The sequence below is a fragment of the Paenibacillus sp. NPDC093718 genome (genome assembly GCF_050279985.1).
Classification (GTDB): domain Bacteria; phylum Bacillota; class Bacilli; order Paenibacillales; family Paenibacillaceae; genus Paenibacillus_AQ.
In genome coordinates, this window is sequence record NZ_JBNNUS010000007.1 from 59,680 (window position 1) to 80,050 (window position 20,371).

The window sequence follows — 20,371 nt, forward strand, 5'->3', positions numbered from 1 at the left end:
ATTCATTGTAAGGGGTGACCCCGCGCATCAAAATAGATCATTGCTTACATTCCATATACATTTATTGACCTTGCTGCATCGGTTCGGTGCGGGCCGTCCGAAAATCCTGAGGCGTCATATCATTTTGCTTCTTAAAGAAACGGATAAAGGCAAGCGCTGAATTGTAGCCGAGCTTGGCGGCAATTTCATTGACCTTCATGGATGTATTGAGCAGCATATCCTTTGCAATGACATTACGGTAATCATTTACGTATTTAGACAGTCCGATTCCCGTTATCTGTTTGTAAAGCCTTGATAAATAGGATGGGTTCAAGCTGACATAATCCCCAATCGCGGTTAGGGATATATCATCCGCAATATGCTCCTCTATATAACGATGCACCTTATTGACGACCTCCGCCGGCAGCTCTGTCCCTCGAATCGCATTCCATTCAAAAAAGCAGTCCGCCATTTGCCAATAGTATGGAATGAGCTCTGTCCATGAAGCGGTCTCCTCCTGACGAAACAGTATATCCAAATTCATCTGGGTATTCATATAGTCTCGGATATCTTTATTTTTGTGCAAATGCGCCAGAAATACCGCAGATAGGAAATGGTACAACTCCACCTTGCGCTCATAAGGAGTATCCGGATCGTTCCAGATGTCTGTCAATTCAACAAATAGATGATTAAACTGCTCGCGGTGATTATTTTCAAGACAGCTCATCAGCAGCTGTACGCGAGCGTGAAAAAAGCTGTCATGATAGCTGTTCGCCTTCTCTTTTTCTTCAGACTTCTGAATATCTTTATCGGTCATGATGACCTCATGGAACAAGCCATGGCCTTGCATAAGACCGTATTTCATCGCATGAAAACGATCCGACAGCCGATTCCATGGGACAGCCTCGCTGCCAATAAGAAAAGATACGGAGAGGCTCAGCAGCTTTTTGCTGGTTGCCTGGATCGTCTCCAAATTGCCGCTCACATAGCGGTATGCCCTGGTCCATTCCATCGAAGCGGTATCCGCCGTTATCTCCGTGCCGGCTTTAGGCTGAAAGATCCATACCATTTTGTTCATATCAAATACGACGGAGAAGCATCGCACATGGGCGGATAAATACTCATCGCCGATATTTTGCAAAGCGTAAGCAAGCAAAGCCTTGTCCGGGGCCGTGAACATTTCCTTCCAGGCATCGATCCGGCCAATCAGTAAATAGACAGGCAGCGATGCGTCGAGCGGAATGTCCATTTCAGCAAAAGCGTCCCGAAGCTGCTGCCCCGTCATCGTCTTGCCTTGAAATAAGCCCCAAATATATTCCTTCTGCAAGGAAGGCATCGCTATTCTCATTTTGGACTGGGCACGCAAGATCATTTGCGCCTGTCCCTGTTCCTCTTCAATTTCCTCTATCGCCCGTTCAACGGTATGAATGATCTTCTCGTCGCTTTCCACTTTCAGCAAGTAATCAAAGGCGCCAAATGTAAGGGCGTTCTTCGCATAGTGAAAATCATTGAAACCTGTCAATAAAATAACTTTGCAAGCCGGCCACTGCGATTTTATTTCCTGCAGCAGCTCAATGCCCTCTATCCCGGACATCTTAATGTCCGAAATCACAATGTCCATCCGGTGATGTGACAGCACCTCAAGCGCCTCTTCGCCGGAATAGGCTTTCATGACCTCAAGCTCCAAATGCTCCGTCTTCTCGAACAACTCCAGAAGACCATCTACAATAATCGGCAGATCATCCACGATTAATAGCCTGTACATGGCGATTCCTCCTTAGCTCAAACTCAGTTTAATAATAGCTTGAAGCCCGCCAAGCTCAGAGCGTGATACGGTAATCCCATACTCTTCTCCATAACGAAGCTGAATTCTGCGATGAACATTAAACAGGCCGGTTGTCTCCTCCATCTGGTTCGTTGAATAACGCAGCCTCTTGCCAAGCGCTTCGATCTCCTCGTCCGTAATGAACTCGCCGTTATCCTCTATATAAATGTACAAAGCATCATTTCCCAGCTTGCTGTGCACCCATAGCTCGCCCGTGCCGCGCATATTGCCGAGGGCGTACTTATAGGCATTTTCAATAATAGGCTGCACAATCAATCGGGGGACTTCAATCGGCTGGGCTTCGACTTCAAACAGCACTTGGATTCGATCTCCGTAACAGATCGACTGCATCTCCACATAAGTGCGGGAATGTTCAAGCTCCATCTCCAGCGGGATGTCGTCATCATGATGGCGAGTAATGAATTGAAAATATTGCCCGATGTACAAACAGAACTGGTAGGCTTTTTCCTTCTGGCTGTCGGATTTAATCAAGCGGCAAAGCACGAAAAAGCAATTATATAAAAAATGAGGATTAATTTGCGATTGCAGTCGTTTCAGCTCCGAACGCTGATTGCGAATTTGCTGCTCATAATTTTCCTCAATCAATGTTTTCAAAGATTTCACGGTATCGTTAAAAGCCTGGTATAAATAGCCGAACTCATCCTTCCTGCGGTCGATCAAGATCGGCTCCAGCTCGTTTTGCTGCATGCGGCGGAAGGAACGCACCAGCTTGATCAATGGACGGTATATTAACCGGATTAAAAAAAAGGTAAAGAATAAAAAAATAAAAACCGCAAGCGCGCAAGCCCACCAAAACAAAGCTTTATATACCTCGAGCGATCCGAGAATCATCTCTTCCGGTATGCTCGTTACCATGTATGAATTCCATAGGCTGGAATACTTGAATACGGTTAAATATCGCTTATTTTTATAATGGATCGTATCATAGCCTTCATCCATTTTCGCCGCCTGCTTGTCAAAAGCCAGCTGCTTCATCAGGTCATGAAATTCAAGATCGGAGCCGCTATTGATTTCCCAGCCGCGCTCCAGATTAAACAATACGGTCTGGCCACCCCTGCTATTGCCAATTTGCGCTAATGTTTCTTTCATTTTATCGGTTGAGAGCTCTACGCCTACCACATAGAGCGGGTCTTTTTTGCCTGCAGGGTACTGCATCGTAATAAACAGCCGGTCCTGCCAATAAATAAAAGGCTCCGTATAAAGCTTCTTGTCTGGCTGCATCGCTTCATATTCTTCCGCATCCAGATTGGTTTCAAAGCTGTTGCTCAGCACCGTGCGCTCGATATGCGGAATGTACGCCTTCGCCTCGCGAATGAACGGACTGGAATTTTTCATTAAATCCAAGCGGTGCTGAATATCCAATATTTTATACGACCGCTCATAGGAGTTCATCTGCTCGCCTGTCGCCGCCACTTCCATTAAATCCCTGTCCATGACGTAGTTAGGCAAATATCGGCTGATCCGATCTACTTCCTGATCCAGGGAGTCTAAATAAAACCGCGTCGTATTTAATATCGAATCGGATATTTCACTGCGGATATGATCGGCCCCTTGCTCATTCATCATCCAGGTAAATGCCATAAGCGGCAGTAAGGCCGCCAAAAAGGCAGCCATTATTTTTCTGAATATAGAGGAATCCTGTAAAAAGAATATACTTTTCATCGTTTGTTCTCCTGTGCCTGAGATCTACGACCTTCCTTGTCTATTCTTTTACACTTCCCATTACAATGCCTTTGATGAAAAACCGCTGCAAGAATGGATAGACAATAAGAATCGGGAATGCCGCTACGAAGATTTGCGCCGCCCTGCTTGTACGGTCAGACAGCTGGAGCATGAGTTCCACATTTTCTGATTTAAGAAATCTGAAATCCATCTTAATAATAACGGTTTGCAAGAAGGTTTGCAGCGGGTAATTTTCCGGATGATTCATATAAAGCATGCCATCGAACCAGCTATTCCAATGCCCTACCATCGTAAACAGCCCTGTTGTCGCCAGTGCGGGCAACGATAGCGGAACATATATTTTCCAAAGTGTTGAAAAATGCCCGGCTCCGTCTATCCGTGAAGCATCCTCAAGCTCCCTGGGCAAATTGCGGTAAAAGTTCAATAGCAAGATGACGTTGAACACGTTAATCGCCATAGGAAACACCAGCGCTCCGAGAGAATCAATAAGTCCCAGGCTTTTAATTGTCAAGTAGGTAGGAATGAGTCCGCCGTTGAACAAAATCGTAAAAACGAAAATCCAGGCATAAACGGTTCTTAGACGAAACGAATGGCGGTCCTTGGATAAAGGATAAGCCGTAACAATCGTTAACAGCATGCTTAATGCCGTCCCTACAACAACCCGTTGAATAGAAATGCCAAAGGCTCTTACATATTCAGGCTTGCCGAACACGTTATCATAAGCCGCCGTTGTAAACTCTACAGGCCACAGCGCAACCTTGCCGGCTGCCGCCGCCGAACCCGAGCTAAAGGAAATCGCCAAAATATGAATGATCGGCATTAAGCATAAAAAAGATATAAACGCAAGAAAGATAAGATTGCAAACTAGAAAAGCCCTTCTTCCGAATGACGGTTTAATGACCACGGTGTGTCTCCTTTCTGAATCACCGACTTTTCCGCTACTAGAAAATACGGTAATTCGCTAGTCGGTAGGCGAGTACGTAGGATACGGAAATGAAAATAAAGGATACGACGGATTTCAATAAGCCGACAGCTGTGGCAAATCCGAACTGGGCTTGCTGTATCCCCATGCGGTAGACGAAAGTATCGATGATATCGGCACTTTCATAAACCGGCGCGCTGTACAGGTTAAATATTTGATCAAATCCGGCATTCAGCACATTGCCGATATTAAGCGTAAGCATAAGAACGATGATCGGCATCATGCCCGGCAGCGTCACGTGAAGCGTTTGTTTCCAGCGACCCGCACCATCGATTTCAGCGGCTTCATAAAGCGTAGGATTAATTCCTGTTAGCGCCGCCAAATAAACAATGGTACCAAATCCAAATTCCTTCCAAACATCGGAGATGACCATAACATAAGGGAACCAGTTATTGTCGCCAAGAAAGAAAACCGGCTTCATGCCGAACCATCCAAGCATCTGGTTCAATATGCCGGAGGAAGGAGACAAAATATCGACCAAAATACCGCTCAGCAGTACCCAGGATAAGAAATGGGGCAGATAGACCAAGGTTTGGAACGTTCTTTTCATCCATTCTCTGCGCAATTCATTAAGCAAAATAGCAATGATGATCGGCACGAACAAACCGGCAACGATTTTCATTACGGCAATATATACTGTGTTAAAAAAGATACGGCCGATATCCGGGTAATCCATTAACAGTTGGAAGTTCCTCCATCCGATAAACGGGGAGCCGAACAACCCTTTATTCGGCACATATTTTTGAAAAGCCATCATGATTCCTGACATTGGAATGTAACTAAAAATAACAATAAAAGCCAAACCCGGCAGCAGCATCAAATGAAGCGGCCATTCCTTCTTCCACACGCGCGTCAGACTCTTCATATCTTTCACCTCGCTGATTCACTTATCATGCTGTGCATTCTTGTTCTTGAAAAAAGGAGGGATTGCATAGTTTCAATCCCTCCTTTGCGCTGCAGATCCTATTGAAGCGATTTATACCACTCGTTCACTTCTTTCGTGATTTCATTGCCGCCAAGCTTCTTCCACTCTTCAACGAATGTATCGAACTCGTCTACGGATACTTGGTTCATCATGATTTTGATGAATATTTCATCACGTTTCTTCGTTAAAATTTCTTGACGGTCTGCCATTGTCGGCGTAGGCGCGCCGTAGAATTTGTTTTGCAGGTATTGCTTATTCTTTTGAATTTCTGGAACATGAGAGAAGGCACCATTAGGACCGGAGATTATATATTCCCACCACATGCTCGTATCGCCTTCAACGTATTGCATGGCACGTGCATAACGCGTTTTTTGGTCTACTGTCTCAAGTATGCTTTCGTCTTTGTTTTCAATGGCTTTAGGCAGAATTTCGCCGTTATTGTCAGACTGTTTGCCTACACGAAGCGGGTTAAGCAGCCAGTAGTTGTTGCCTTTTTCCACAGGGTCTTTGCCATATGTGTATACCTTCTGCTCTTCTGTCGGATGATGGTCAACAACGATCCATTGGTTCAGCAAACGGATTACGCCTTCCGGATGCTTGGCTTTTTTAGAGATCACATAGTACTCGTCAACGCCAAGGCCAATTTGATTCAATGTAGGCTTGTTATCGATTGAAGGGATAGGGAATACTCCCCATTCTTGGACAACCTTTCCGTCTTTCACAGCGCCCTGCACAAGCTGCGCAGGTGTCCAGGAAGCGCCAAATACCATGCCGATACTGCCGTCGTAGATGAGCTCAGCGGCTTTTTCCGAATCTTTGACCGCAAACTCAGGATCGATCAGCCCTTTTTTGAACATGTCTTGCAGCGCTGCAAGCGCCTGCTTCATCTCGGGCTGGATATCACTGTTCATCAAACCGCCGTTCCCGTCTTCCATCCAGATGTTTTCATAGGCATGATAGCCGTTCAAGAACGCTCTCAGACCGGTAACACCTGTCTCTGTACTAAATGGGTTCTTGCTGACCGCAATACCGTAAGCTTGTTTGGTGTCGCCTGGATTCTTCTCTTTGAACGCTTCGGCAATTTTAATGAAATCTTCCATTGTTTTAGGCTCAGGCAAGCCAAGTTCTTTCAGCCAGTCGGTACGAACGAACAAGAATTGATAGTTGAACGGGTTGTATGAGCTTGGAATGCCCATCATTTTCCCGTCGATCATCGCTGTTTTCATCTGCATGCCGCCGTCCATGGTCAGAAACTTTTTCGTCTCTTCCGTAGCATGCTGATCATAAATCTCTGTCAAATCCATAATCATATCCGCTTCAGTAAGCTCTTTAAGCTGTGCAGCGTTTACAAGCAAGAAATCCGGAAGATCGTTGGATGCGATCGCAATTTTTACTCTCTCTTTAAATTGGCTTACATCTGCAATCCACTTGTTTGTAATTTTGACACCGATATCTTGTTCATAAGCGTCATAAACTGAGTTTTTGTCGAAGTCTTCACCTTCGTCAAATTTCAAGTAAGGATCGCTTGGCGAAACCGTTGAAACCTCAATGATATCATTGCTGTTTCCTGTGCCTGTTGTTTCGACCGGTTCCTTGGTATTTCCAGGTGGTGGCTCAGACGACGTTTTGAAGCCACAGCCTGTAATCGCCAATGCAAGCGTCAAGGAGATCATGACAAGTGCCTTTTTGCTCTTCAAATTTTACCCCTCCGGTACATTTCGTTTAGTTTTTTTGATCCAAATTGTACTGCAGTCTTTCATAATTCCAGTATAGAAAGAAGCTCCCCACTGTTCTATATACTAGTCTTTACTTTCGTATACACCTCTTGACACCAGGCAAAATACAGTTATTTACGTATCCAACGGCGGGGTTTACTTTTCATTTAGAAACACCTCAAAATGTATGTAGAAAGTAAAAAACAGTATCTGGTTGATGGCATCCCTTGTCCATATACTTAGCATATAAATTCATGTTTGTCTGGAGGCGTTGGAACATAATGAAACTTCATATTGCCTATGATCACCCCATTCCTATCAATGCTTTCGAATGGACCCCTGCCACTTTTCGGCAGCCGCCTCATGTACACGCGAGTCTGGAGATCGGCCTCTGTTTAACAGGCAAAGGCTATTTTTTCTTTGGCAGCAAACAATATGCAGCTAATCCAGGCGACTTATTTCTGGTCAATAATGAGGAACGGCATATCGCCCAATCTGCCCCCGACGACCCGAGCCACTATCTTTTTATTAACTTTGATCCCGCGCTGCTGCTAGCGGAGGAGCCCGGTCTACTGCTGCCATTCTCCTATCGCTCCACTCATTTTTGCAATCATATTATGGGCGGCTCGCCCCTTGCCAAACAGCTTACGCCTTGGGTGCTGGCTATAGCGGAAGAGCTGCGGGAGAAATCCCCGGGTTATGTGGTCATGGCCAAAAGCGCGCTCATTCAGCTGTGCGGCCGTCTTCTTCGACATTACAACGGTTTGCTAACCGATGAGGAGCGTCATCATATGGTACATTCCGTTCGCCAGGCGCAATCGCTGGCCGCTTTGGTCGAGCATCGTTACCACGAGCCGGTTAGCTTAGGGGAATTGGCTGATGAACTTGGTTTAAGCGTCTCGCGCGTAAGCCGGGCATTTCTGGAAACGACAGGTTATCGTTTCTCGGAATATGTTTCCCTGCTGCGTATCCAGGCTGCCAAGCGGGAATTGGCAGGAACGGACAAAGCTGTAGCCGATATTGCATTCGAATGCGGGTTTCAAAGCTTGCCGACCTTTTACCGCGTATTTAAAGAGACTGTCGGTCTGTCTCCGGTCCATTATCGGCAATCTATGGGGATTACGGAATGAGCAAAAAATGAGAATAATGCTTTCCTAATTTGAGAAGCCATTGCTGGCATGGCTGGTTATAATCAAGGCATATGTTGATTTCAAGTATTTCAGGAGGGCAACTGTGATGACGAAATGGATTGGACTGAGGGAATTAATTCGCGACGAAATCAAACAGCGCGGAGAAGAAGGCTGTCATGTAGAGGGGATGACCGAACATCTGGATGCAGCCGGCACAAACGAAGCAAAGCTAATGGAAGTATACCAGGCTTTAATGGCTCTTGAACCACGTGCGGATTTCAAGTATATCGAGCCGTCGGAATTGGAAGCCATTCGCGCTGTACGTCCGGATGGACCGAGAATCTTGTCCGGAAACTGGGATGAACTTAAATGGCAGGATAAATTTCATGGTGCGTGGCTTGGCCGTTCGGCTGGTTGTGCGCTCGGAAAACCTCTCGAAGCTCCTTCCTTCATGCAAGGCTCCGGCGGAAGACCCGGCTGGCACAATGTTAAGTTGTGGTTCGAAGGCGCAGGACAATGGCCGATTCGCCACTATACACCGGGCGAATCAACTGCAGAAGCCGAGTACGGTATCGAGATCGCAAGGTGGAGCAGCTTGGCCAGCTGCCGGGAAAACATACGCTTTATCGAAACAGACGATGATATTCGTTATACCGTTCTCGGTCTGCTCATGCTTGAGGAGCGCGGGCTTGATTTCAGCTCATGGGATGTGGGCAAGCTGTGGCATCGTCATTTGTCATTCGGGCAGGTATTCACGGCTGAAGCGCAGTCCTATCTTAATTTCGCTCGTGTCACTTCACATATTAGCGGCGATCGGCCAGACGACTGGGAGAAACATATCCACTCAGGACGTTCGTATTTGAATCCCTACCGCGAATGGATCGGCGCCCAAATCCGTGTAGACGGCTATGCATACGGTGCTGCGGGCCAGCCCCAGCTTGCAGCTGAGCTTGCTTGGCGGGACGCTTCCTTCTCCCATGTGAAGAATGGTATTTACGGCGCCATGTTTTGCTCGGCTATGATTGCCGCCGCATTCGTTGAACGTGATGCGAAGCGAATTGTTGAGATCGGATTAAGTGAAATTCCGAAACACAGCCGTCTTGCAGAAGATATCGCATTAGCGGTCAACATTGCTGAGGAAACAGAAGACACATTAGAATTGGTGAGTAAAATATGGGAAGCGTTTAAGCACTATCACCCTGTTCATACGAACAATAATGCTGCATTATGCGCGGCTGCGCTCATTCATTCCGGAGGCGATTTTGAAAAAGGCATTACGACAGCCGTGCTTGGAGGCTGGGACACCGATTGCAATGGCGCCACCGTCGGCTCCATTCTTGGCGCATCGCTTGGAGCGGCGGCACTTCCTGAGAAGTGGATCTCGCCGCTAAACGATACGTTGTATGCCGATGTCAGCGGCTTCCACCCCATTGCCATCTCCGAATGCGCGCAAAGAAGCTATAGGGTCTTCCGAAAATTGCAGCATTAAAATGATTTAGGATGAATCGAGTATAATGTGATGTCATGTTAAACTAAAATGTCCGTTAACTTAAGAAGGCAACTGATCGCTCTGACCAGCTGCCTTCTTTTCTTTATTCAACTATCGTTCTATACCACCATCAGGTTCATTGGATTAGGGATGGTTTACCCTTTTAGCCTGCAGGACGGACGTCGATTCATGCATCTTACTGTCTGCGTCCTACGGGTCGCATTCCTTTTGGTGACAATTGGAAAATCGCCACCTATACTAAACCTATAGAGAAAGGAGGAGCTGCCTTTACATGAAAATCTTACTCGACATCGACCCGCGCCACGAAGAAACCACGGTGACGATTCACTGCAAAGAATTGACCCCAGCCATCCAGGAGATCCTCGAGTACCTCAATAAGAATGACACGGATTTGATCGTCGGAAAAGATGGGGATAACCAGCACTTAATTAAGTACGAGGAGGTACACTACTTTCGTACAGAAGGCGATGTGGTCACAGCCGCCACCTCAGAAGGAATCTTTAAAGTAAAAGAAAAATTATATGAGCTCGAAAACTCCCTTCCCTCCCACCGATTTATCAGGATCTCAAAGTCCGTCATTGCAAACCTATATGCTATGAGCCATTTCGAACCATCATTTAACGGGACCCTTTGTGTTCACTTTAAATCAGGTGAAAAAGAATATGTTTCGCGACATTACATTGGCCGAATTAAAGAAGTTTTAAATATGAACAGGAGGGAAACGAAATGAATGCATTTTTTTTCAGAAGCATGATCGGTATATTCTTCGGTGCCTTTATTGCTGTAATGACTACAAGTGCGCTTATTTATTTTGGCGGACAATCGACAATAGATGGAATGCTTTTTATTAAAGATGCATTTGGCTATATATTCTGCGGCTGGCTGTTTAATGTCACACCCCTCTATTTTAAAATCCGCTCACTCCGCCTGCCCATGCAGACTGCCTTGCACTTTCTAACAGTCACCATCGTCTACTTTTTATTAGGCCAATGGATTGGCTGGATCCACATTAATGTAAAGAACTTTTTGATATTCCTGGGAATCTCTATTATCGGTTACGCCATCGGATGGATTGGGTTTTATCTTTATTTTAAAAATGAATCGAAAAAGCTGAATAACGATCTTCGAAGGCATTGAATAAAAGGAGGATACGCATGGAGAATGTCATTACAGTAAACAATCTATCGAAAAACTTTGGCGGGACCAAGGCAGTAAAGAATCTTTCCTTTGATGTTTACAGAGGTGAAATCTTCGGGATAATCGGGCCGAACGGCGCAGGGAAAACGACCACCCTCGAAATTCTGGAAGGAATTTCTGATCCTAGCGAGGGTGCGGTTGAAGTCCTTGGACTTGTTCCCAATAAGCAGCTCCGGGAGTTAAACAAGAGAATTGGTGTCCAGTTTCAAGCCACTTCGATTCAGAAGAAAATGAAAGTAAAAGAAGCGCTGGATCTCTTTTCTTCATTTTACGATAACGCCACGCAAAAAGATTATTTCATAGAATTGCTTGGCTTAAGCGAAAAGCTGAACGTAAGGTTCGATGACTTATCCGGCGGATGGAAACAGCGGGTAACTCTTGCTTTAGCCACTCTGCATGAGCCTGAAATCTTATTTCTTGATGAGCCGAGCATGGGTCTTGATCCCTCAGCCAGGCGGGAAATGTGGTCATTGATCCGGCTGTTACGGGACCGTGGAAGTACCATTGTGGTAACCACGCATTATATGGAAGAAGCTGAGCAGCTGTGCGACAGGGTAGCGATGATTTACAGCGGCCAATTAAAAGCTTTAAACTCTCCTCGTGAATTATTAAACGAAGGTGCTGCTGGCTGTCTTGCCTTTGTCAGTGAAGAACTTGGTCCCGAATATTTAAGCTCGCTTCCCGGAGTGGAGCACGTTGAAAAGAATCAAGACGAATTCAAAGTGTTTTGTGATGACCAGCAGACAACGGCTTATCACATTTTCAGTTACTGTCAGGAAAAAGGCATCCCATTGTCCAGCTTCAGGTTTGAGAAAGTCTCTCTCGATGATTTATTTGTCCAGTACCTGGAAAAGGAGAAGATCGGATGAAGGCAGTCGTAAAACTCGCCAGTTTAGAAACGAAAATGTTCTTTAGAGACCGTATAAGCATGTTTTGGACGTTCCTCTTTCCAATTGTGATGATTGGGCTGTTTGGATCCATGTTTGTTGGAGATAACATGAGCCAAAAGGCTTTTGCAGAATATTTTGTTCCTTCGTGGATTGGCGTCAATATCGTAACCACTTCCTTTTTTACACTGGGAACTGTTTTAACCAATTACCGGGAAACGGGTGTATTGAGAAGATATCAATCAACACCGCTCCAGCCATGGAAAATCCTCGCCGCCCATACCTTTCAAGGGACCGTCATCTTTGCTATATCCGCCATGCTTCTTATGATCTTTGGCATGCTGCTCTATGATTTAACCCTGCCGGTCTATATCGGAAGCACCCTGCTTTCATTGCTTATTAGCATCCTGGCCTTTTTCCCGTTTGCTTTATTTCTGACTTCCTTAGCAAAAAACACTCAGGCTGCTTCCGCAATCAGTTCATTATTTCTAAACCTGATGCTGTTCCTGTCAGGGGCGACATTTCCGCTGGAGTTGATGCCGACGTTTCTTCAATATGTAGCGAAAATACTTCCGCTTTATTACGTCATTCAGTTGCTGCGGGGGACGTGGACAGAAGCGCCAATTACGGAATATGGCTTTGAAGCTGCTGTTTTGATTGGCATTGCGACTGTATCTGTTGTGCTTGCTACACGGTTCTTCCGGTGGAGCGGGAAGTAGGAATATTATAAGGAGATTTGCCTCGCCTTGTTTATAATCGGTTGACCCCGGTTTCTTTCCTTGAACGATCTGCTCCATACAGCGTATTCATATGGTCCATATGGGCCTCTCCCCAATTGTTCAATGCCTTTAGCACCGTGCTTACACCTTTGCCATACTCGGAAATTGAATACTCTACTTTCGGAGGGATTTGGTTATATACCACTCGATGTACAATATCGTTATACTCAAGCTCTCTTAACTGTTGGGTAAGCATTTTTTTGTTTATACCCGGTATCGATTTTTGAAGCTCGCTCAAATAAGTAATAAGGAGGTTAGCACCATTCATGAATATCGCATCTTGGATCATTCAAGGGCTTGCTGCGCTGGGGTTTGTCTAATCAGGGTGGTTGAAGGCGTTTCGGTTTGAAAAAGCCAAAGCGTCTTGGTTCAGTATTTTACAATTTAAATTTTAAACATTGAACTAATTCATTTCAGCTCTATGCTTTCGAAAATCTTTGGGTGTTCTTTCGTGGTACTTTTTAAAAGACTGAATAAAATGATTGACATGATTGAACCCTACCTTGCGGGCTATCTCGGTTATAGTATCGTCCGTTGATATTAATAATTCGCTGCTTTTCTTTATTCGGTATTTGATCAGGTACTCGTATGGCGTCATATGAACCGTTTTTTTAAAACACCGGGTGCACTCCGAGATGCTCAGATGCGCAACATCGGCAATTTCTTGCAGCGTTACAGGAAACGGATAGCTTCGATGTATGAAGCTAAGCATTAATTGCAGTCTCTCCTGTTGCCGCTTCACGTGTTTTGGTGTTTCCTCGGGAGAGACCGACATATTGGAAATCAAGACGAACCATAGCTGTACGGTTTGAATCGAAATCTCGTATTCATGGCACTGTCCGTGTAGAAGGCAAGTAGTTTTTCGGGAAAATTGAAGCTCACATATTGACCGTCATGTGTTAGCTGTGTCGTCACATGAAGAACTCCCTTGTTGATCAGAATCGCCTGGCCAGTTTCAAGCACATGATCAATCCCATTTACTTGAATAATCAGTTTTCCGCTCGTCACCAAAGTGATCTGCAGCTCTTCGTGCCAGTGCAGATCGTTGAATCCTCTGCCTTCGGGTATGCTTGTATGAAGCGTATGCGTGTACATGATATAAGGAAACGAAACGTCGGGGTACGAAATTGTCTCATGCAGCGGCTTAGCCATTCCAAGAAGCTCCTTTCTATGGTGATATATCTATATAAATGAAAGATATAATTGCACAAAAAAATAAATAATGGTGATATTATTATATCATAAATATGGCTTATCACTAGCCTGTGCACAGACGATTGGATAGGCCCTCTTGGAGGGTTATAGTTGAAAAGATACAAACCATCTTTACCGCTTCATCCTTATATCCTGCTTTTTATCGCCATTCTATCGGTATCCGTATCATCGATCATGATCAAATCTTCGGATACACCAACCGCAGTAGCCGGTATGTACAGACTTTATCTATCGGCAATCATTATGCTTCCATTTGTTCCCTGGAAAACGCTCCGCTACTCGAAACTGGACTCAAAGGATTGGAGAGCCGTTTTTGTAGCCGGCTTGCTTCTGGGACTGCACTTCCTGTTTTGGATGGAGTCGTTGGTATATACCTCTGTGGCGAGTTCCATGGTGATCCTGGCCCTACAGCCTTTGTTTGTGATGATTGGTTCGTACTATATGTTTAGGGAACGAGCGAGTGTGTTGACCGTTCTCTGCTTGGTTGCCGCGCTGTTGGGCTCGATCATTATCGCTTGGGGAGATATTGGAGTTTCAAGAGACGCTTTGATTGGGGACGGTTTGTCTTTGCTAGGAACCATACTGGTGTCAGCTTATATGTTGGTCGGAGTTTCGATTGCCAGTAATGCTGGAATCTCACAATAGGACGAAGTTTACCTGTGTGTACTATAAATATGAAACAAGCTACCGATAAACGATAGCTTGTTTTCTTTTATGAACCTTTTTCTATCACCGGAACCCATCCTTATGTCCGCCAAACTGGAAGCCGAACTGACCACTATAACCGCCTAAATGGCCACCGGCATCGAAGCCAAAACCATGTCCCCCACCAAGATGTGCACCGGTATAACCGCCGATACCATATTTTCCACCAAGATATCCACCTGCATGAACTCCCATCCCATGACCACCACCGAGTTGGCCGCCAGCATGAACTCCTACTCCATAGTCACCACCGAGATGGCTGCCAGCATGAACTCCTATTCCATGGCCGCTCGCGAGATGACCACCGACAAAAATACCTGCTCCATAATCACCCCCAAGCTGACCGCCAGCATGAACACCAATGCCATGTCCGAAATGGTTAACATTAGGAGAATAAACGCCATAATATGGTGCAGGATACGGATAATAATAAGATGGTTGAGGGAATCGACTATATGAGCATAAATAGGGGTTAATTATCATTAGTAAGCCTCCAATCTGATCTGATCGATGATTGTAGCTTATTCAGAACTGATAAAACATGATACTTGACCATTGCAATATAGGTTAAATATGATTCTGTTATTATTTTTTTCTATAATCTGCGGGAAAGTAGGCAATATTAACTTCTCCGCTACTCTTTTATTTTACCCGATTTTCTTCCACAACCTTAAATAAGTGTGGTAAGATTACGGTCGCATGAATGAGATGCTAATCCTTCCAACTCAATTAATCAAACTGCAAATCTTTTGATCAATCGATTCCCTCACAACCAAGACCCAACCACTTTAAAATATCAAAAAAGAAAACGATCCCGGGTTCGTTGAAACCAAGAATCGTTCATTTAAAGATATTATTCGTAAACAATTTCAATCTCGCTCTTGCTAAATTTATCGATAATTCTCGTTTGATTTTGAAGTCCGTTACAAAACTGTTTGACTTCCATAGCGCCGCATACTATCACCCGATCGATTTTATTTTCCTGGTGTAAAGTTAATTTTCATAGCTTGTGCCATTAACACAGGAATATCTGTATTTTGATGCAGACCTCTAAAGAGATCAGCACCCGGACCAAATGCATAGAGCGGAATATCTACACCTGTGTGATTATAGCTTGTCCATCCTATATTAGCCCGTTCCGAGATCACTTCATTAATGGCGATATCCGGTTTTTCTGCGGATTTAATTTTTTGAACCTCTGCGTCGGTAAGATCAAAGGTTGTATATTGCTTCACTACCTCTTTTACGTTACTCCGGGTTGCATTCAACTTCGTCACCATAAAATCGCCGGTAGCTGTTACGTTGCGAAGGACTTCTAGTTTCACATCTCCCTGACCATAGCCACCAACTGCCATACCGCCTGTATCATGGTCGCCTGCTACAACAATCAAGGTGTTTTTATCCTTCTTTGCAAATTCCAATGCTGCTTCCAGTGCCTGCTCGAATGCTTCCGAATCTTTCATTGCCCACGCTGCATCATGATCATGGCCTGCCCAATCAATTTGACTCCCTTCAACCATTAGGAAGAAACCATCTTTATCCTTGTTCAGAACCTCCAATGCCGTTTCAGTCATTTCTCTTAGGCTTGGTTGATTTGTCGTATCACGATCCAATTCCGGTGCCAAGGCATCTTCAGCAAACAATCCAATTATTTTATCAAACTCTTCAGCTTTGCCTAAGTCATTTTTGCTCGAAATATACTGGTAGCCCTTTTCTCCCGCCTGCTTTAGAAGCGATTCAGGGAAATACTTTTTTCCTCCGCCCAGGATGACATCCACATCATTATCAATAAGTTGGGGTGCGATACCCGCCTCATCCGCACGGGTAGCCACGTGTGATGCGAACACAGCCGGTGTCGCATGTGTAATCGTTGAAGTTGCAACTAATCCAGACGCTTTACCTTCTTCTTCAGCGGTTTCAAGAATCGTTTTCAGCTCTTTACCTTCAGGGGAAGTGCTGATCATTCCATTATTTGTTTTTACTCCGGCCGCAAATGCTGTTCCGGCTGCGGCTGAATCGGTGATTTCAGAATTTGCAGAATAGGTACGGTGCATGCCCACCAGCATGGAGTCCAGAAGGGTTTCTTCACCCTTAAACCAACGGTAATTGGTTGCATAGGAAGCGGAAAAACCATCGGGAACCATGAAGATAACATTTTTAGCTTTGCCTTTATCATTTGAGTTGGCTTTCGCATGTGATAACGGCAAATTGGTCCCGGCAAAAGTCCCTACTGCGATTACAGAAGCTGCCGCGATCATTACTACATTTTTTCTGAATTTGTTCACTATTTACCCTCCCTATATATTAATTCCAATTTAATATAACTCTTAAATATAAACTCAGTATTCTTGAAGTGTAAATTTTCCTGGGTACTTTAAATAAAAAAATTCCCCCTGTCAGTGATATTATCCCTTTACTATTAAGCCGATCGAGACACGGTTGGCCATCCCTCCTACTCTACCTCGTCTTATACTGCTGTCTATATTCGCTCGGCAGCATGCCTGTCTGCTCTCGAAAAGTTCTGCTGAAATATTTCTCGTCCTCGTATCCGGTTTGCTTGGCAATCCAGACAATTGGCCTGGCCGTCTGCTCCAGATATTCCCGCGCTTTATCGATCCGTACCTTGCGCAGATATTCATTGAAGGAAAAGCCTACGATTTCTTTGAAGCATTGATAGAAGTAGCTTCGGCTCAGATTGACCCGCTTCGCGACATCGATGGCGTATAACGGAAACTCCAGTTCGTCGTGCACGATCTTAACCGCGGTCATAATGCTGCCGCTTACTTCCGGGCTCAGCTGCAGGCTGCCTGATCGCGTTATCCCATTTTCCCTGAAATGTTTCAACCAGTCCGCAACCTCCCCCCAGCACGTAAATGTGTCAGGTAGCTTGATATCATCAGGTTGTATCGCTCTATAGAGCCGGTTCCAGTCAACCATAAAGCCGTAGATCCATTGCATTAGCTTGGAGACGGGTAGACGCAGTTCTTTTAATCGACTACAAAGCTTATCAAAGGCTTCATCGTCATGGACCCATGTGAAGGCGTGTAGTAATTTCTTCACGGTGTCCGTCTCCTCTTCACCCGGTTCAGGATGTTCCGCCAGCAGTTCCAAGACAGACTTCTCGATCGGATTGGGCTCATTGCCGTCGCAGTCGTAGAAAAAATCTCTGCTCCTGTAAGCCCGTACCCGTTGAAACAGATCGGATGGAGATAAACCGGCTGTATGCCGTATCCGCACCATATGCCATCCGGAGCTACGCGTTCCGTTGGGAAGCGGCGGCAACGGGTCTTCTTCGTAATTGCCTTGAGGCTGAACCTCCTTGGCAAGATCCGTCAACCACATCAGAATAGATCCTTCCGATTCGGCTATCCAGCCCAAGGAAACGCAATCCGCAACCATGCTGCTTGTTAATGGTTCATCCGGGAACGTCAATAGAGCATAGGCCGTATCGGAAGAACAAGCCTCTGCTATCGTATGCGACTCATTCTTGTGCTCGTGCTTCTGCTTCTCTTCCACAATGCGCGAGTGAATGCGTCGAAACACTTCTTCGAACTGGTCTTTTTCAAGCTCTACCTTGGCAATGTAATCAATGGCACCCAGTCGCAGCGCTTCCTGGATGTATTCAAAATCCTGATGAAGAGTCAGCACGGCGATCGCGATATTCGGATATTGCTTGCGAACAACCCGAATTAATTCGATGCCCGACATCACGGGCATGGCCAGATCGGTCATTAACAGATCTACCCGATTCGCCTTCAGAAATTCGAGCGCCTTCTCCCCGTTGGCAGCTTCGCCTACAACTCTCATTCCGAACGACTCCCAGGGTAAAAAGGACATCAGTCCCTTACGTACAAGCTTGTCATCGTCTACGATGAGAACATGGATCATTTCGTTTAATCCCCCTCCCCGATTTGTATCGAAATGATGATGCAGGTACCTTTGCCAAGCTCGCTTGTTACCGTAAGACACGCTTTCCCTTCGTAATGAAATTCTAACATTCGTTTGACATAGTTCAGTCCGATTCCCATCCCCACTCGATGGTGCTCGGTCTGTTCCTGCTCAAGCAATGCTTTAATCGTTTCCTCAGAGATCCCCCCACCATTATCTCGAATTTCGATCTCTAGTCTGTCATTCTTTCTAACCTCCACCTCGATCCTGCCGTTGTCATCTAGCCCGTGATACAGCGAATTTTCAACCAAAGGCTGCAGAATGAACCTAGGAACTGTCACTTCGAGCAATGCGTTGTCCACGTGAATATTGACATCGAACTGAAAATTGTAACGAATCTGCTGGAGAATGAGATATTGTTTCAGTGAATCAATCTCATCCCTGATCGTCGCGACACTGTTGCCTTTGCGAAGATTGTAGTAAAGCAGTTTATTCAACGAAGTGACAAGCCTGTCGATCTCCTCCTGACCGTTCATAACGGCAAGCCAGTGAGCGGTATCCAGCGTATTCATCAGAAAATGCGGATTAATCTGGTACTGCAGCTTCTCGATCTCCAGATCCGCTCTGCGCTTCTCCTTGGCCTTGATTTCAGAATACAGCTGGGTAATCTGAATCTTCATATGTTGAAATTGATTTAACAGCATCTCAAATTCCGGGATGCGCGATTGCGTGGCAGCCGCATTAAAATTGCTGCCCGCAATCGATTTGATCTCCATATTGAAGCGCGACAGCGGCCGGTACACCATTTTCCATAAAAGCCAGCCAATCGTCAGACTGACTACAGCGAACAGCAGTGCCAGTCCCAGCATCTGCATCATCCAGCGATTTTTCTCGCGGTTGTAGTCGGATTGCGCAATAAGCGAGACCACACTCCAGCCCTGATTGCTGACTTGTCGGTACCAATAATAGCCGGAAGTAATGCCTGTTACCAGAGAAGGCTCTGGTGAGTTCGAAAAAAATGAATTTTCGGGAAAGATATCTTGAAGTTCGCTGTATGAAATTCTTCCGTTGTTGTCCAGAATTAAATGATTGGTATGCTTGCTGACTTCATCCAAATCAAGAATGCTCTGCGTCAGCTTGAAGCCGGACTCAATGTAGACATAGGCATCATCCCTCTCCGGTAAATCAACCTTTCGCAATGCGGAAAGCACATATTGATTGTTGAATCGATCATTACTGATATGCGGTCCAAAATAGGTGACGCCATAATACTGTGCTATGATTGGAAGGTTATTGATATCGAATGGTTGTTTCATGCCTGTATTCTCAAAAAGAGTGGTCTCATCGTCTCGTAAATAATACAGCGTTAATCCGACATTGGGATTCGTGAACGTGATGAGATTCAGCTGATTTTTGATTTCATCCGTCAGATAACTCCGGTCATACGGCTGCTCCGCCATCAAAAACATCTCAAGCTGCCTGCCGACATTCCCCTTAAAGGTCAGTTGTTGGGAAACGTGATTCAGATTGTTCAGCGTGTTCTCAAGCGATAATCTAACCTGCTTTAAATTGCTTTGAATGCCGGATTGCAGCTTCGTATTCAGAATGGATGTAATGGTGTTGTATGAAAGATAACAGGTGCAGATGAAAGGGATTAATGTCGCTGCGGCGAACAGTAAAAGAATTCTATTTTTCAAGGTCAATCGCTTCAGGCGGGACTTCCAATCCTTTTCCGGTTTCATCGTTTCATCCCCATCGATTACTTAGTGAAGTGTCCTTAAACTCGAGCGCCCCCCAGGGCCCTGCTCCATTCTATCTGATCATTCAAATCCTCCTATTGAAATTGACTCCTCCTCTCTTTGATATATGGTTTATAACGTGCATAAATAGAAACAGGTGGAAAATTCTTTATAGAATATAACACAAATAA

At 45.2% G+C, this 20,371-nt stretch carries 17 protein-coding genes and 1 pseudogene; 7 read left to right on the top strand and 11 right to left on the bottom strand.

Features of this window, described 5'->3' with window-relative positions:
* Positions 1 to 61: 61 nt before the first annotated feature.
* The 5 genes from ACQKPA_RS20955 to ACQKPA_RS20975 form a co-directional block, all read right to left on the bottom strand.
* Complete coding sequence (locus ACQKPA_RS20955; protein ID WP_427494439.1) at positions 62 to 1,744, bottom strand: response regulator transcription factor; 1,683 nt, start codon at positions 1,742 to 1,744, stop codon at positions 62 to 64.
* Positions 1,745 to 1,756: 12 nt separating this feature from the next.
* The gene (locus ACQKPA_RS20960; RefSeq protein WP_427494440.1) at positions 1,757 to 3,487 is read right to left on the bottom strand and encodes a sensor histidine kinase; all 1,731 of its coding nucleotides are present in this window, start codon (positions 3,485 to 3,487) and stop codon (positions 1,757 to 1,759) included.
* Between the two features lie 40 nt (positions 3,488 to 3,527).
* The gene (locus ACQKPA_RS20965; protein ID WP_216533352.1) at positions 3,528 to 4,412 is read right to left on the bottom strand and encodes a carbohydrate ABC transporter permease; all 885 of its coding nucleotides are present in this window, start codon (positions 4,410 to 4,412) and stop codon (positions 3,528 to 3,530) included.
* Between the two features lie 37 nt (positions 4,413 to 4,449).
* Positions 4,450 to 5,355, bottom strand: a complete 906-nt coding sequence (locus ACQKPA_RS20970; RefSeq protein ID WP_427494441.1) for an ABC transporter permease — start codon at positions 5,353 to 5,355, stop codon at positions 4,450 to 4,452.
* A 98-nt stretch (positions 5,356 to 5,453) separates the two neighbouring features.
* Positions 5,454 to 7,112, bottom strand: coding sequence for an extracellular solute-binding protein (locus tag ACQKPA_RS20975; RefSeq protein WP_427494443.1), 1,659 nt, complete (start codon positions 7,110 to 7,112; stop codon positions 5,454 to 5,456).
* A gap of 299 nt (positions 7,113 to 7,411) precedes the next feature.
* Between ACQKPA_RS20975 and ACQKPA_RS20980 the strand changes: the two genes are divergently transcribed.
* From ACQKPA_RS20980 to ACQKPA_RS21005, 6 genes are all read left to right on the top strand, one after another.
* Positions 7,412 to 8,260 (top strand): helix-turn-helix domain-containing protein, encoded by an 849-nt coding sequence (locus ACQKPA_RS20980; RefSeq protein WP_427494444.1) that lies wholly within the window; start codon positions 7,412 to 7,414, stop codon positions 8,258 to 8,260.
* Positions 8,261 to 8,366: 106 nt separating this feature from the next.
* Positions 8,367 to 9,749 (top strand): ADP-ribosylglycohydrolase family protein, encoded by a 1,383-nt coding sequence (locus ACQKPA_RS20985; protein ID WP_427494445.1) that lies wholly within the window; start codon positions 8,367 to 8,369, stop codon positions 9,747 to 9,749.
* A 292-nt stretch (positions 9,750 to 10,041) separates the two neighbouring features.
* Positions 10,042 to 10,500 (top strand): LytTR family DNA-binding domain-containing protein, encoded by a 459-nt coding sequence (locus tag ACQKPA_RS20990; protein ID WP_427494447.1) that lies wholly within the window; start codon positions 10,042 to 10,044, stop codon positions 10,498 to 10,500.
* A complete protein-coding gene (locus tag ACQKPA_RS20995; protein ID WP_427494448.1) occupies positions 10,497 to 10,907 on the top strand; it encodes a DUF3021 domain-containing protein in 411 nt (136 codons plus the stop codon). Before ACQKPA_RS20990 ends, ACQKPA_RS20995 begins: the two co-directional genes overlap by 4 nt.
* A gap of 17 nt (positions 10,908 to 10,924) precedes the next feature.
* The gene (locus ACQKPA_RS21000; protein ID WP_427494449.1) at positions 10,925 to 11,836 is read left to right on the top strand and encodes an ATP-binding cassette domain-containing protein; all 912 of its coding nucleotides are present in this window, start codon (positions 10,925 to 10,927) and stop codon (positions 11,834 to 11,836) included.
* Positions 11,833 to 12,573, top strand: coding sequence for an ABC transporter permease (locus tag ACQKPA_RS21005; RefSeq protein ID WP_427494450.1), 741 nt, complete (start codon positions 11,833 to 11,835; stop codon positions 12,571 to 12,573). Before ACQKPA_RS21000 ends, ACQKPA_RS21005 begins: the two co-directional genes overlap by 4 nt.
* 31 nt (positions 12,574 to 12,604) lie before the next feature.
* Here ACQKPA_RS21005 and ACQKPA_RS21010 read toward each other — a convergent pair whose 3' ends face one another.
* Both ACQKPA_RS21010 and ACQKPA_RS21015 read right to left on the bottom strand, forming a co-directional pair.
* Positions 12,605 to 12,901: a winged helix-turn-helix transcriptional regulator gene (locus tag ACQKPA_RS21010; RefSeq protein ID WP_427494451.1), complete on the bottom strand. Its 297-nt coding sequence runs from the start codon at positions 12,899 to 12,901 to the stop codon at positions 12,605 to 12,607.
* A gap of 135 nt (positions 12,902 to 13,036) precedes the next feature.
* Positions 13,037 to 13,785, bottom strand: a pseudogene (locus ACQKPA_RS21015) (AraC family transcriptional regulator).
* Between the two features lie 153 nt (positions 13,786 to 13,938).
* Between ACQKPA_RS21015 and ACQKPA_RS21020 the strand changes: the two are divergent.
* Complete coding sequence (locus tag ACQKPA_RS21020) at positions 13,939 to 14,493, top strand: DMT family transporter (RefSeq protein ID WP_427494452.1); 555 nt, start codon at positions 13,939 to 13,941, stop codon at positions 14,491 to 14,493.
* An 84-nt stretch (positions 14,494 to 14,577) separates the two neighbouring features.
* Here ACQKPA_RS21020 and ACQKPA_RS21025 read toward each other — a convergent pair whose 3' ends face one another.
* From ACQKPA_RS21025 to ACQKPA_RS21040, 4 genes are all read right to left on the bottom strand, one after another.
* The gene (locus ACQKPA_RS21025) at positions 14,578 to 15,036 is read right to left on the bottom strand and encodes a hypothetical protein (protein WP_427494453.1); all 459 of its coding nucleotides are present in this window, start codon (positions 15,034 to 15,036) and stop codon (positions 14,578 to 14,580) included.
* A gap of 491 nt (positions 15,037 to 15,527) precedes the next feature.
* The gene (locus tag ACQKPA_RS21030) at positions 15,528 to 16,838 is read right to left on the bottom strand and encodes an alkaline phosphatase (RefSeq protein ID WP_427494455.1); all 1,311 of its coding nucleotides are present in this window, start codon (positions 16,836 to 16,838) and stop codon (positions 15,528 to 15,530) included.
* Between the two features lie 172 nt (positions 16,839 to 17,010).
* The gene (locus ACQKPA_RS21035; RefSeq protein ID WP_427494457.1) at positions 17,011 to 18,441 is read right to left on the bottom strand and encodes a response regulator transcription factor; all 1,431 of its coding nucleotides are present in this window, start codon (positions 18,439 to 18,441) and stop codon (positions 17,011 to 17,013) included.
* Positions 18,442 to 18,446: 5 nt separating this feature from the next.
* Positions 18,447 to 20,183: a sensor histidine kinase gene (locus tag ACQKPA_RS21040; protein WP_427494458.1), complete on the bottom strand. Its 1,737-nt coding sequence runs from the start codon at positions 20,181 to 20,183 to the stop codon at positions 18,447 to 18,449.
* Positions 20,184 to 20,371: the final 188 nt, after the last annotated feature.

Bases quoted from the DNA above. Each gene is read 5' to 3' on its own strand.
- ACQKPA_RS20955 (WP_427494439.1), bottom strand. From the start codon at position 1,744: ATGTACAGGCTATTAATCGTGGATGATCTGCCGATTATTGTAGATGGT.
- ACQKPA_RS20960 (WP_427494440.1), bottom strand. From the start codon at position 3,487: ATGAAAAGTATATTCTTTTTACAGGATTCCTCTATATTCAGAAAAATA.
- ACQKPA_RS20970 (WP_427494441.1), bottom strand. From the start codon at position 5,355: ATGAAGAGTCTGACGCGCGTGTGGAAGAAGGAATGGCCGCTTCATTTG.
- ACQKPA_RS20980 (WP_427494444.1), top strand. From the start codon at position 7,412: ATGAAACTTCATATTGCCTATGATCACCCCATTCCTATCAATGCTTTC.
- ACQKPA_RS20985 (WP_427494445.1), top strand. From the start codon at position 8,367: ATGACGAAATGGATTGGACTGAGGGAATTAATTCGCGACGAAATCAAA.
- ACQKPA_RS20990 (WP_427494447.1), top strand. From the start codon at position 10,042: ATGAAAATCTTACTCGACATCGACCCGCGCCACGAAGAAACCACGGTG.
- ACQKPA_RS20995 (WP_427494448.1), top strand. From the start codon at position 10,497: ATGAATGCATTTTTTTTCAGAAGCATGATCGGTATATTCTTCGGTGCC.
- ACQKPA_RS21000 (WP_427494449.1), top strand. From the start codon at position 10,925: ATGGAGAATGTCATTACAGTAAACAATCTATCGAAAAACTTTGGCGGG.
- ACQKPA_RS21005 (WP_427494450.1), top strand. From the start codon at position 11,833: ATGAAGGCAGTCGTAAAACTCGCCAGTTTAGAAACGAAAATGTTCTTT.
- ACQKPA_RS21010 (WP_427494451.1), bottom strand. From the start codon at position 12,901: ATGAATGGTGCTAACCTCCTTATTACTTATTTGAGCGAGCTTCAAAAA.
- ACQKPA_RS21025 (WP_427494453.1), bottom strand. From the start codon at position 15,036: ATGATAATTAACCCCTATTTATGCTCATATAGTCGATTCCCTCAACCA.
- ACQKPA_RS21035 (WP_427494457.1), bottom strand. From the start codon at position 18,441: ATGATCCATGTTCTCATCGTAGACGATGACAAGCTTGTACGTAAGGGA.
- ACQKPA_RS21040 (WP_427494458.1), bottom strand. From the start codon at position 20,183: ATGAAACCGGAAAAGGATTGGAAGTCCCGCCTGAAGCGATTGACCTTG.